The 12462-nt window shown below is 55.9% G+C and carries 13 protein-coding genes and 1 pseudogene; 8 read left to right on the plus strand and 6 right to left on the minus strand.

Features of this window, described 5'->3' with window-relative positions; all coding sequences use genetic code 11:
* Window positions 1-53 precede the first annotated feature (53 nt).
* Window positions 54-1443 (plus strand): annotated as a pseudogene (gene ahcY / locus ACZ1HE_RS01025) (adenosylhomocysteinase).
* 160 nt (window positions 1444-1603) lie between these two features.
* Here the strand turns inward: ahcY and ACZ1HE_RS01030 are convergent.
* A complete protein-coding gene (locus ACZ1HE_RS01030; RefSeq protein ID WP_472619186.1) occupies window positions 1604-2254 on the minus strand; it encodes a DUF899 family protein in 651 nt (216 codons plus the stop codon).
* Between the two features lie 187 nt (window positions 2255-2441).
* Here ACZ1HE_RS01030 and ACZ1HE_RS01035 point away from each other — a divergent pair, with 187 nt between their 5' ends.
* Entirely contained in the window at window positions 2442-2783 is a 342-nt protein-coding gene (locus ACZ1HE_RS01035) for a DUF2853 family protein (RefSeq protein ID WP_472619187.1), read from the plus strand.
* 220 nt (window positions 2784-3003) lie between these two features.
* Here the strand turns inward: ACZ1HE_RS01035 and ACZ1HE_RS01040 are convergent, their stop codons facing one another.
* Genes ACZ1HE_RS01040 through tsaD form a run of 5 tightly spaced genes read right to left on the minus strand, consistent with a single transcriptional unit; the run spans window position 3004 to window position 6184 of the window.
* The gene (locus tag ACZ1HE_RS01040) at window positions 3004-3399 is read right to left on the minus strand and encodes a DUF1761 domain-containing protein (RefSeq protein ID WP_472619188.1); all 396 of its coding nucleotides are present in this window, start codon (window positions 3397-3399) and stop codon (window positions 3004-3006) included.
* A 38-nt stretch (window positions 3400-3437) separates the two neighbouring features.
* Window positions 3438-3860: an EVE domain-containing protein gene (locus tag ACZ1HE_RS01045; protein ID WP_472619189.1), complete on the minus strand. Its 423-nt coding sequence runs from the start codon at window positions 3858-3860 to the stop codon at window positions 3438-3440.
* A complete protein-coding gene (locus tag ACZ1HE_RS01050; RefSeq protein ID WP_472619190.1) occupies window positions 3860-4126 on the minus strand; it encodes a YciI family protein in 267 nt (88 codons plus the stop codon). The genes ACZ1HE_RS01045 and ACZ1HE_RS01050 overlap by 1 nt, the downstream gene beginning before the upstream one ends.
* A gap of 1 nt (window position 4127) precedes the next feature.
* A complete protein-coding gene (locus tag ACZ1HE_RS01055; RefSeq protein WP_472619191.1) occupies window positions 4128-5090 on the minus strand; it encodes an NAD(P)H-dependent glycerol-3-phosphate dehydrogenase in 963 nt (320 codons plus the stop codon).
* The gene (gene tsaD / locus ACZ1HE_RS01060; protein WP_472624293.1) at window positions 5087-6184 is read right to left on the minus strand and encodes a tRNA (adenosine(37)-N6)-threonylcarbamoyltransferase complex transferase subunit TsaD; all 1098 of its coding nucleotides are present in this window, start codon (window positions 6182-6184) and stop codon (window positions 5087-5089) included. Before tsaD ends, ACZ1HE_RS01055 begins: the two co-directional genes overlap by 4 nt.
* 99 nt (window positions 6185-6283) lie before the next feature.
* Between tsaD and ACZ1HE_RS01065 the strand changes: the two genes are divergently transcribed.
* From ACZ1HE_RS01065 to ACZ1HE_RS01090, 6 genes are all read left to right on the plus strand, one after another.
* Window positions 6284-6997 carry a uroporphyrinogen-III synthase gene (locus ACZ1HE_RS01065; protein ID WP_472619192.1) on the plus strand — a complete coding sequence of 238 codons (714 nt, stop codon included), beginning with the start codon at window positions 6284-6286 and terminating at the stop codon, window positions 6995-6997.
* 54 nt (window positions 6998-7051) lie between these two features.
* A complete protein-coding gene (locus tag ACZ1HE_RS01070) occupies window positions 7052-8443 on the plus strand; it encodes a COG4223 family protein (RefSeq protein ID WP_472619193.1) in 1392 nt (463 codons plus the stop codon).
* Between the two features lie 10 nt (window positions 8444-8453).
* Window positions 8454-9947 carry a heme biosynthesis HemY N-terminal domain-containing protein gene (locus tag ACZ1HE_RS01075; protein ID WP_472619194.1) on the plus strand — a complete coding sequence of 498 codons (1494 nt, stop codon included), beginning with the start codon at window positions 8454-8456 and terminating at the stop codon, window positions 9945-9947.
* A 132-nt stretch (window positions 9948-10079) separates the two neighbouring features.
* A complete protein-coding gene (locus tag ACZ1HE_RS01080) occupies window positions 10080-10829 on the plus strand; it encodes a hypothetical protein (protein ID WP_472619195.1) in 750 nt (249 codons plus the stop codon).
* Between the two features lie 67 nt (window positions 10830-10896).
* On the plus strand, window positions 10897-11271 hold the full coding sequence (locus ACZ1HE_RS01085; RefSeq protein ID WP_472619196.1) for a hypothetical protein: 375 nt from the start codon (window positions 10897-10899) through the stop codon (window positions 11269-11271).
* A 164-nt stretch (window positions 11272-11435) separates the two neighbouring features.
* Entirely contained in the window at window positions 11436-12461 is a 1026-nt protein-coding gene (locus ACZ1HE_RS01090) for a LacI family DNA-binding transcriptional regulator (protein ID WP_472619197.1), read from the plus strand.
* The last annotated feature ends 1 nt before the right edge of the window (window position 12462 follow it).

Consider the following 12462-nt stretch of genomic DNA (forward strand, 5'->3'; position numbering starts at 1 on the left):
GACAGATGAATGTTAGTGGCAGGCAAAATGATCTAACCGGAATGGAGCATCTGATGGCCGGGGACTATATTGTCAAAGACCTTTCGCTGGCCGAGTTCGGCCGCAAGGAACTGAATATTGCCGAAACCGAAATGCCGGGACTGATGTCCCTGCGTGAGGAATACGGCGAAAGCAAACCTTTGTCTGGCGCGCGGATTGTTGGTTCGCTGCACATGACCATCCAGACCGCGGTTTTGATCGAAACGCTGGTTGCCTTGGGCGCTGACGTACGTTGGGCTTCGTGCAACATTTTCTCGACTCAAGACCATGCCGCTGCCGCGATTGCCGCCGCTGACATTCCGGTCTTTGCGATCAAGGGCCAGACCCTGGAAGAGCACTGGGATTACCTCGACAAATCCTTCCTGTTCGAAGACGGTCCCAACATGATCCTGGACGATGGCGGCGACGCGACGCTGTACATCCTGCTGGGCGCACGTGCCGAAGCTGGCGAAGACGTCATTGCCGTCCCGACCTCGGAAGAGGAAGTGGCGATCAAAGCGCAGATCAAGAAGCGCATGGCAGCAAGCCCCGGCTGGTTCACCAAGATGCGCGACCAGATCCAGTGGCGTGTCCGAGGAAACCACCACCGGCGTCAATCGCCTGTATCAACTGGTCAAAGAAGGCCAGCTGCCGTTCCCCGCGATCAACGTGAACGACAGCGTCACCAAGTCGAAGTTCGACAACAAATACGGCTGCAAAGAGTCGCTGGTCGACGGCATCCGCCGTGCCACTGACACCATGCTGGCCGGTAAGGTTGCGGTGGTCTGTGGTTATGGCGACGTGGGCAAAGGCTCGGCCGCATCGCTTGCAGGTGCTGGCGCACGTGTGAAAGTCACCGAAGTTGACCCGATCTGTGCCCTGCAGGCCGCTATGGATGGCTTTGAAGTCACCTTGCTGGAAGACGAAGTTGCCTCTGCTGACGTGTTCATCACGACCACCGGCAACAAGGACGTGATCCGCATCGAGCACATGCGCGAGATGAAGGACATGGCCATCGTCGGCAACATCGGCCACTTCGACAACGAAATTCAGGTTGCCGCGCTGAAGAACCACAAGTGGACCAACATCAAGGAACAGGTGGATATGATCGAGATGCCTTCGGGCAACCGTCTGATCCTGCTGTCCGAGGGACGCCTGTTGAACCTGGGTAACGCAACCGGCCATCCGTCGTTTGTGATGTCGGCCTCGTTCACCAACCAGGTGCTGGCTCAGATCGAGCTGTTCACCAAGGGCGACGAATACAGCAACGACGTCTACATCCTGCCCAAGCACTTGGACGAGAAGGTGGCGCGTCTGCACCTGGATCGCATCGGAGTGAAGCTGACCAAGATGGACAACGAGCAGGCCGCTTACATCGGCGTGAAGCCCGAAGGCCCCTACAAGCCCGAGCACTATCGCTACTAAGCGCTGCTCAAGTTACCGAAATGCCGTCAGAGAAATCTGGCGGCATTTTTTGTTGGATGGATGTTACGGGCCCGGGGATGCTCCCGCGCGGATGGGCACTGCCTTTGGCAGTACCAATCCCCTTGGGCCTGGCGCCGTGCCCCTCCGGATCACGGCGCGGTTACGCAGACAAGCTGGGCATGTGGTCGCCGCGCCCTGATGGGGTCAGGTCCAGCAAGTTCCAAAGTGGCCAGAGTGTGTCGACGTGGCGGGGATGCCAATCGCTGGGTGCATAAAACATTTCGGACCCCCAGAAGTGTCGGATGTCGTTACCATCCCTGACAAAGATATTCATCATCGGCAGCTGATCCCCATCCGCGCTTTGGGCGAGGTAATCAGTTTGATAGCTGGTGCCGTCCGCTGATAACAGAGGAAGGTCATGCCATGCCATCTGACTTTGCAACACGGACAAGCGATCGGGGCTGCTTTCGGCGACCACGGCCAGCGCCATCCGTTTTTTGATATGGCTGACCTGCCCAGTCATCCCATCAAGAAAAGCGGAACACATCGGGCATGGCCCGACTGCTTTCGGTCCGTACATCAGTGAATAGATCGCAAGGGTGTCGTGGTTGCCGAACAGTGACGAGAGCGGGTGTGCCGTACCATCCAAACCGGTGAAGGCATAGTCAGTGGGGATCTCTCCACCCTTCGGCAGCGCGCGGCGCTTGGCGGCGACGGCTTCGATCTGGCCTCTAAGTTCGATCTCTGCTTGTAGCAACGACTCGCGCGCGGAGCGATAGTCGGGACTTTCATTCGGGAATTGAATGGTCATGGAATCTCTCCCTTTGTTTAACTTAATTGTTAAATAACAGGGAGAAAATTGCAAGCTTCTGACGATTTACACTTATTAGGGGGAAGAAACTGGTCAAATTTTCCCTTTGTGACACCAAAAACACCGTCTAGGCTCTCACTCGGTGATCACATCACCGTTTGGCACTCACACACCTGGGAGAACACACATGGGCAAACGCGACGATCTGATCGCTCAATACGCCGACGATCTGAAAAACAAATGCGGCATGGATGCTGACATGGACCTGTTAACCAAAGTCACCATCGGCTGTGGTCCGGCGATTTACGATGCAGACGCGTCGACGGTTGCAGCCACGCAGGAAAGCGAGCTGGAAACTGTTAAGAACAACTTCCTGATCAAGAAGCTGGGCCTGGCGGATGGGCCCGAGTTAATGGAAGCGATCAACAAAGCGGTCGAAACCTATGGCAAGTCCGAGCGCAACAAGTATCGCGCCGTAGTCTACTACATGCTGACCAAGCATTTCGGCAAAGAGGCTGTGTACGGCTGACTCAACCAAGTTTTTGGTTTTTTGAGCGCCCGCAGATTGCGGGCGTTTCGCATTTTAGACGTATCTTCAGGGCTTTGCGTTTGTGCGATACCGCGGCTTGGGCCATAAAGAACTTATCCAGACCAGGACGGTCAGGACCTCAGATTTCATACGCGTGTGGTGAGTAGGGAGCACGCGGGGTGGGGGAGGGTTCTGTATCGTCGGAACTCTCCCCGTTTTTCTAAAGCAACGTCAAAATCAAGCCCATCACAGTACAGGCCAGCGTGGCATACCCGCCATCGATCAGAGTCAGAACTGGGGAACGCAGTGCATACAAGTTGTTGATCCCAATCCAGGGGGTAATGAACAAAAGGCCCACGGCACCCCCAGCAAGTAAGCCGTGACCGATCGAGGTGACGCCAGACAGGGCAAACAAAAAACTCATGGATGCCGCCACGACAAGTTGCAGGAGAAAGCTGAGCGCAAAGATCTTGATGGGCATCCCGCCCTGCGGATTTCCCTCTTCATCAAGGGGTACTCGTGCCGCAAGCTTCCAATGATCTGCAAGTGCCATATACCACACAGACCCCAGAACGAATGCACCAAGGGCCGCAGAAAATATGACAAGGGGTTCCATTGGTTTCTCCTGATCCTGTTTAGAAGAAGAATGGCTGATCAATCCGGTTTTGTCTGGCCTAGGCCGCAGATCACCTGCCATTCGCTTTCGGTGACGGGTTGCACCGAAAGGCGTGAGTTCTTGACCAGAACCATGTCATCCAGTCGTCCGTCAGCCTTAATCTGATCCAGTGAAACAGGCGATTCAAAGGGGCATACCGCCTTGATGTCCACACATTCCCACCGGTTGTCATCGGTGGTGGAATCAGGATGCGCTTCGGCACAGACCTCGACAACGCCAACCACCGACTTCTCTTTCTGCGAATGGTAGAAAAACCCGCGATCGCCAACCTTCATCTCGCGCATAAAGTTCCGCGCCTGATAATTACGCACACCGTCCCATTCTTCGCCCGCGTCACCCTTGGCGACTTGATCAGCCCAGCTCCAGGTCGAGGGTTCGGATTTGAACAGCCAGAACCTCATCAGATCACCTTTTTCCACGGGATCAGTTCGACGGATTCGAACAGGCCAGCCTTGGCGTAGGGGTCATTGTCGGCCCAATCCTGTGCGGCGGCCATGTCCTCGACATCCAAAATCACCAGCGAGCCGATCATGTTCTCGCCGTTCAGCAACGGCCCCGCCTGGGAAACTACGCCGGTGGATTTGAGGTAATCCACATGTGCCGGACGATTGTCCAGCCGCGTTTGCAGGGCTCCGGCCTTGTCTTTAGCAATCAGGGCAATCAGCATGTCATTCCTCTTTCAATGGTCTGGCGAGCAGTTGAGCGGTGGCTTGAGCAATCGTCAAGCTGTGATCAAGCAAGCCCACAACAGTGTGCGTGATCGGCATGTCCAAATTCATGTCACGTGCCTTGGTGTCAACGGCGCGAGCGGTTGCCGCGCCTTCCACCGTGACCGAAGGATCAAAGCCTTCTCCTCGACCAATGGACAGACCAAGACGATAGTTGCGGGATAATTCGGATGAGCAGGTCAGCGTCAGATCGCCAAAGCCGGACAATCCGGCAAGCGTTTCTGGCTTCGCGCCACAAGCCAAAGCCATTCGTTGCATCTCGGCATAGCCTCGAGTCATCAGGGCGGCGCGGGCACTGTCACCCATTCCGGCGCCGATCACGGCCCCACAGGCGATGGCCATGACGTTTTTTAATGCACCACCCAACTCGGCTCCGTTGGTGTCGGAGGTTCGATAGAGCCGAAGATTTGCAGTTGTCAGTTGTTCTTGCAGATCCGCGCATAGTTCGGAATCTCCACAAGCCAATGTCAGCGCGGTGGGTAGACCGGCGGCGATGTCCTGGGCAAAGCTTGGTCCCGTCAACAGAGCGCCCTTAGCTGTGGGTATAGTCTCATTTATTACCTGCACGGGACCAAGACCGGTGCTCAACTCGATCCCCTTGCAGCAAGCAACCAGAACGTGACCGTCGAACAATGTGCTGTGCTCTGACAGGACAGAGCGCAATTTCTGCATTGGCACGGCCAATAAAAGTGTGTCGGCTTGCGTAGCTTGTTCCAAGTCCGAGGTAACCCGGAGTGCGTCGGGTAGGGGAAAACCGGGCAGACGCGCGGTGTTTTCCTGTGTCTCGGTCATGGCTTTCGCGTGATCCGGGTTGCGGGACCAAAGGGTGACGGGTTGCGTTCCGGCCAGAGAAACGGCCAAGGCTGTGCCAAACGCGCCTGCTCCCAGAACCGCAACGCTCATGCCTTGGCTCCCTTTTTGCCGCTGCCCAGCATTGCAGGCGCGGATTGGTCCAGAGGCCAGCGAGGTCGGGCCATCAGGTCCATTCCGTCGGTCTTGCCCAGTTTGAACCGCTCCAGCCCCGCATAGGCGATCATCGCCGCATTGTCGGTGCAAAGCGCGAGTGGCGGGGCAAGAAATGCAGCGCCCGTTTCGGCGCAGATCTTTTTCAGTGCAGTACGGATCGCGGAGTTGGCGGCGACACCACCGGCAACAGCCATGGTGGGTTGCCCCGGGTTGTTTTCCAGATAGATCTTGAGTGCGCGGCGGGTTTTCTCGGCCAATGTATCGACCACTGCCTGTTGGAACCCGGCGCAGAGATCGGCGCGGTCTCGACGGGTCAGGCCGCCCTTTTCGTCAACTATCTGATCGCGCATCCGCATCAGGGCTGTTTTGAGTCCCGAAAAAGACAGGTCGCAATCTGGCCGATCCAGCAGGGGTCGCGGAAAACGGAACCGTTTGGGATCGCCACTTTTTGCTTCTGTTTCGACTGAGGGGCCGCCGGGCTGAGGCAGACCCAGCAAGCGGGCGGTTTTGTCAAAGGCTTCGCCTGGTGCGTCGTCGATGGTGCCACCAAGGCGGGTGAACTCTTCTGGTCCGTGGGCCACCAGGTATTGGCAATGACCGCCTGACACCAGAAGCATCAGGTAGGGGAAGGTTACCCCATCCGTCAGACGCGGTGTCAAAGCGTGCCCCGCTAAATGGTTCACCCCGATCAGGGGCTTGCTCGTTGCCGCGCTCAACCCTTTGGCGCACATTACGCCGGACATAACGCCGCCGATCAACCCAGGTCCGGCGGTCACGGCGATGGCATCCATTTCCGACAGGGAAAGCCCCGATTGTTCTAGCGCCTGCATCACGCACACATCCAATTTTTCGGCATGAGCGCGGGCCGCGATTTCGGGCACGACACCGCCGAAAGCGCTGTGAAGCTCGGTCTGCCCGTGCACGACGGATGACAGGATTTCCGCATTGCCGTCGTCCGTTTGCCGGACAACCGCAGCGGCCGTGTCGTCACAGCTGCTTTCCAACCCCAAAATAGTAAGTGTTTGCCCCATCGGCCCCAACCGTTGCATCATAACCTGATCGCGAGGTATCACCCCGTAGCCGTGCAAACAATCCCGAGGCAGGAGACGTAGAAGCCAGTGTATCTTTTGATGACACGTCCTCGGGCAGCGTCCGAGCGGTTTGTGGCGCAACTGCCTCTTGGTACTCGGCAGGTTTTAAAGACCATCTACTCGCCTCTTTTGGACATCCGACCCGTGTCCGAGGATATTGATCTGACCGGAACAAGTGGCCTGATTTTCACGTCGTCCAATGGGGTTGCCGTGGCGGCCCGGGCTACGAGCAGGCGTGACGTTCCATGTTTTTGCGTTGGACAAGCCACCACGTCAGCAGCGCAACGCCAAGGATGGGCTGCAACGATGGCGGGTGAGAGCGCTGAGGCATTGATAGCCGGTTTGTTGCAGATGCGCCCAAAGGGTCCGCTTCTACACTTGCGAGGTGAAAGTAGCATTGGCGACGTGGCGAAAACGCTGACCCATTTGGGACTAACAACGCGCGAGCAGGTTATCTATCGGCAGGATCTATTGCCACTCACGGACTGTGCGAAAGTGGTCATTGAAGGTTCGGCGCCTGTCATTGTTCCTCTTTTTTCACCGCGAACCGCGCGACATTTTGCCAACCTCGCCCCCCAAAGTCACTGTTTGTGGCTTGGAGCTATGAGCGACGCGGTTACAAAATCCCTTGTTTCCTTGGCTCCAGAAAGGATCATAGTTGCAAGGCGCCCCGATTCTGATGCTATGGCTGAGGTGATTGAAAAGCTTGTGAAGCTAGCGATGCGGGTTGAGGGCAACACAGACGCGCATTAGTGTTTAAGCGCGTCTCGCGTTTAAGCAATTTTGAGAATCAAAAGGGGAATGAGGGTGGCTGACAAGAAAGTTTCAGATCTGGAAACAGGCACCAACCCCAAATCGGATGAGTTGGAAACGGAAAGTCTGGCAGCTTCTGACACTGAGGCGAAAGACGTCACTGAAGCCAACGACCTGAACGAGCCAGCCGAAGAGTCGAACGAAAGTGCGCCGCGTGACTCGTCCGAAGATATTGACAGCGCCGACGTAGAGCAAACCACTTCTACCGAGACCGAGACCGAGACCGAGACCGAGACCGAGACCGAGACCGAGACCGAGACCGAGACCGAGACCGAGACCGAGACCGAGACCGAGACCGAGACCGAGACCGCGGTTGCTACGCCTTCCGAGCCGGAACGTGTGATCGAGCGTACAGTAGAAACACGAGGAGGTTTCGGCCCTGCACTGATTGGTGGAATTCTGGCGGCTGTACTCGGCTTCGTTGCAGCTAAAACTCAGATTGTTGACCCTTTGTTGCCGCCGAGTTTACGTGCGGCAGACAACAGCGAAGTGATTGACAAGTTAACGTCACAGATCGAAGCGCAATCAAAATCTTTGTCAGACCTAACGGCTAGCGTGGCCGCGATTGAGGTGCCAGATGTGTCTGACCTGGCTTCGCAAGTTGAGGCTGTTTCAGCGTCTGTCGATCCCCTGAGTGGCGAACTAGGGACGCTTAGGGGTCAAGTGACGTCGCTCTCTGATCAAATTGGCCCTATCGACACACGTTTGACCGAAGTTGAAAAACGCCCAATTTCAGAGGGCGCATCTACCGAAGCTGTCGCAGCATACGAGCGGGAACTGGCCAAACTGCAGGAAGCCGTTGTCACACAACGATCGGAAGTCGAAGCATTGATCGAACAGGCTCGCGCAATCGAAGCCGAAGCGCGCGCCCTGGAAGAAAAGTCTTCGAGTGACGCGCAATTGGCGGCTAATCGCGCTGCTGCGGCCCGATTGCGCAGTCAGTTGGATACCGGTGCGCCGTTTGATGGGCTTGTGGCTGAATTGACCTCTGGTGGCGTCGATGTTCCTGATACGCTGACCGCACCCGCGACAGAGGGTGTCGTAACAATTGCGACGCTGCGCGAAGGGTTCCCGCCGTCCGCGCGTGAAGCACTGGCAGCGGCCCGTAAGACCGATGGCGGTGGCCAAGAAGGCATCGCTGCGTTCTTTCAAAGACAGTTGGGTGCTCGATCGGTCGAGCCACGAGAGGGCGATGATCCGGATGCCGTTCTCTCTCGTGCCGAAGCGGCCCTGGTGTCCGGCGATCTGAACAGCGCGCTCGAAGAAGTCATGGTCTTGCCCGATTCTGCGCAGGCCGCGCTGGCAGATTGGGTCAGCGTTGCGCGAACCCGTCAAGCCGCCATTGCAGCCGCAGATGCGCTTGCGCAAAGCCTAAACTCGAACTGAAGGATCTGCCATGCTCTGGTCTCTGCTCAAGATACTTGTTTTTGTTGCGATCATTGCCTTGCTGGCACTGGGCGCTGGGTTCCTCATGGAAACCACCGGAGGTGTGCAGATCACCGTTGCCGGAACAGAATACACGTTGGGTCCACTACAATCAGTCATCGGCTTCGGTGTGATGGTTCTTGCAGTGTGGTTGTTCTTCAAGCTTCTGACGCTACTGATCGCGACGCTCAAGTTCCTTAATGGTGATGAAACCGCACTGTCTCGTTATTTTGATCGTGGTCGGGAAAAGCGCGGGTATCAAGCATTGGCCGATGGACTTATGGCGCTTGCATCCGGCGAAGGCAGAGTGGCCATGAGCAAGGCCACTAAGGCCGAAAAGCTTTTGCAAAAACCAGAACTCACCAACCTTCTGGTCGCTCAGGCGGCAGAGATGTCAGGTGACACCAACAAGGCGTCTGAAACGTACAAAAAACTGATCACTGACAACAGTACCCGTTTTGTGGGTGTTCGTGGAATCATGAAGCAGAAGTTGTCGGAAGGGGATGACGAGACCGCAAAGAAGTTGGCGGAAAAAGCCCTGGCAATAAAACCTCGCCATGAAGAAACTCAAGATATCCTATTGGGTTTGCAGACCAAGTCACACGACTGGACCGGAGCGCGCAGCACACTGACGTCCAAGCTCAAGTCCGGGAGTTTGCCGCGTGATGTTTATAAGCGCCGCGATGCAGTGCTCGCGCTTTCGGAAGCAAAGGATATCCTGTCCGATAACAACTCTGTCGAAGCCCAAGAGCGGGCGATTGAGGCAAACAAGCTGTCTCCAGACTTGGTTCCGGCGGCTGCAATGGCAGCGCGTGCGCATATTGCCAAGGGTAAACCCCGCAACGCAGCTCGGTTGCTGAAAAAGGCTTGGGATGCCCAGCCTCACCCGGATTTGGCGCATGCATTTGCCGAAATTGCACCGGATGAGAGTGCCGCGGATCGGGTTAAGCGGTTTGCCGTTTTGGCCAAAACACATCCTCAACACGCAGAAACCCGTTTAGTGATGGCTGAACTGCATATTGTGGCAGAAGATTTTCCCGAGGCACGCCGCGCATTGGGGGATTTGGTTGAACAGGATACAGACGCCCGGACATACACACTCATGGCGGCGATTGAACGCGGTGAAGGGGCGTCAGACGCAATCGTTCAGGGGTGGTTGGCAAAGGCGCTTGCTGCACCACGCGGACCGCAGTGGGTCTGCGACAATTGTCACGATATTCACGCTGAGTGGAAGCCGGTTTGCGGCAACTGCGGAAGTTTCGACACCCTAACGTGGAAGGCGAGCCAAAAAGCTGAAGTTTCTACAGCGACCGGCGCGCATATGCTGCCCCTCATCGTGGGTTCAATCGAGGATCAGACGTCGAAAGCTGACGAACCGGTCGACGCCGAAGTTGTCAGCGAGGCAGAGGTTGAAATCGAAGCGACTACGACCCCAACAGAAGATCAGGACCAACCGCGCCCCTGACGAATGTGACGCTTCTATTTCCCTGTGTGGCGCGCCGTTAACGTAATATCGGCTTGGGTGGATTGCTCAAGCTCTTGGTGAAACGTGGCAAAGCGCCTACGTTGACTTGGATTTGAACGGCGGCAGGCAATCATGCAGACAATCGCGGACACAAAGGCCCTGGTGCAGGACGGCGTTCTGACCCCGGATCAGGCCCGTATCATCGAATCCCGATCTCGCGAAGTTATGATACGCTTGGCGGTTAACACCATCCTGTGCTTTGGCATCATCGCGGCCACGGCCGGTTTCATTTTTTGGCTGGCCAGTGCTGTATCTGTCGCCATAACCGGGTTCTTGATGCTTGCCGCCGGGCTTTTGGTTTTGGCCCGCAAAAGCGAAACGCTCCGAATGTTTGGAAACTCGGCAATCCTGATCGGAGCAGGGATGCTGATGGGTGGCGCCGCGCTTGAATTGGTCGACAAGTACGAAGACATAGCGGGATGGGTGATGGTCCCAGTTGGCGCGCTGGTCACTTTGGTAAGCATTTGGCGTTGGCGTACCGGATCACTTTCGGCTAAGCTTTGTTCTGGGTGCCGTCATTTTGATGGGGCTGTCTATGCATTTGGCTGGAATCGAATTGATGGTTCATCAAAACCAAATCGGCTCGCCACTGAGAAATCTAATCCTGATCTACTATGCTGTGAGCATCGGTTTGGTTGGATGGTTTATCGACGTACGGGTGGTGACCGCCTTATCAATCGTTCCTTTTGCCCAGGTATTGGAAACTGGGACGGCCTATTTTCACGCCGCATATGTGTTCTATTCACCCGAGCCAACATTGACGATCTTGCAGATGATCATGTTGATCGGCGTTTGTTTGTGGTTTGCGGCTCGTCTACCTGATCGAGATGGTCGGCATTTGCGCGTGCTAGCGGTTTTAGGATTTATAACTGCGAATTTGTGCGCCCTTGTGGCGTCGCTTTGGGGAGATGTTGTTGGAGAGACAATCTGGGGCCCTGGTCGCTATAGCGATGGATTCGCCAATTGGGAGGAATTCAAAGCCGCTCGCGAGGCGTTCCGCGAAAGCGCAATAGTCATATCTGACGGCGTTTATGCTGTGCTTTGGGCCATTGCCCTGATTGTTGTGATTGTTTGGGCCTCTCGATCTCACCAGCGGGGATTGTTCAATACAGGCCTGACTTTTGCTGCAATCCACGGATACACGCAGATGTTCGAGAGCTTTCAGGACGAACCGCTTGCATATCTTTTGGGGGGATTGGCCGCCATTCCGTTGGCCTGGGGTGTCTGGCGTTTGAATCAGCGAATGACTGATACAGTATCGTAGGGTCTAGTTGCCTTTAGTTGCAACAAGCTGCCAAAGACGTGCATTGACCCCACTGTGACTGTGTACAGGTTTTACCTTCGTCGGAAAGTGTTCAGGCGCTTGTGCGTGCTTGAACGTTCGCGTTAACATCGCCAAGAACGCGAACGCATAAAAAGGTAACGTTGTTGACACCTGATACCAAACGCCCGCTCACTCTCCGCGATGTTTCCGAGGCGTCCGGCGTGTCTGAAATGACTGTTAGCAGAGTTCTTCGAAATAGGGGCGACGTTTCTGATGCTACGCGAGCCAGGGTTTTGGCAGCTGCCAAGGAGCTTGGATACGTCCCCAACAAGATCGCTGGCGCTTTGGCCTCGAACCGGGTCAACTTGGTCGCCGTCATTATTCCATCCCTGTCCAACATGGTGTTTCCTGAAGTTTTGACAGGCATTAATCAGGTGCTTGAAGACACAGAGCTTCAACCTGTTGTCGGTGTGACCGACTACTTGCCTGAAAAAGAGGAAAAGGTGCTCTATGAAATGCTTTCGTGGCGCCCCTCAGGGGTGATCATTGCAGGGCTTGAGCATTCTGAGGCAGCCAGAACTATGCTGGATGCTGCTGGTATCCCGGTGGTCGAGATCATGGACACTGATGGCAAGCCAGTGGATGCCATGGTCGGGATTTCACATCGGCGCGCGGGGCGAGAGATGGCACAAGCCATCTTGAAAGCAGGTTACCGGCACATAGGGTTCATGGGGACCAAAATGCCGCTGGACCACCGCGCGCGCAAACGGTTCGAAGGGTTTACCGAGGTTCTTGGAAAGAATGGGGTCGAGATTGAAGACCGTGAGTTTTACTCCGGCGGTTCTGCTTTGGCCAAGGGGCGCGAAATGACCAAGGCCATGCTGGACAGATCACCCGAGTTGGATTTCCTTTATTACTCGAACGACATGATTGGTGCGGGTGGGCTTTTGTATCTCATGGACCAGGGGATTGATGTTCCGGGACAGATAGGTTTGGCGGGTTTCAATGGGGTTGAGCTGTTGCAGGGTTTACCGCGTCAACTGGCGACGATGGATGCCTGCAGGTTGGAAATTGGCCGCAAGGCAGCGGAGATCATTGCGGCTCGACTGGACGACCCAGAGCAGGACGTCGACGGTCGAGTGACGTTGAGCCCAAAGATCAGTTATGGCGACACTCTAAAACGGCGTTGAT

It is taken from the genome of Falsiruegeria sp. JB4-1, from assembly GCF_055693495.1.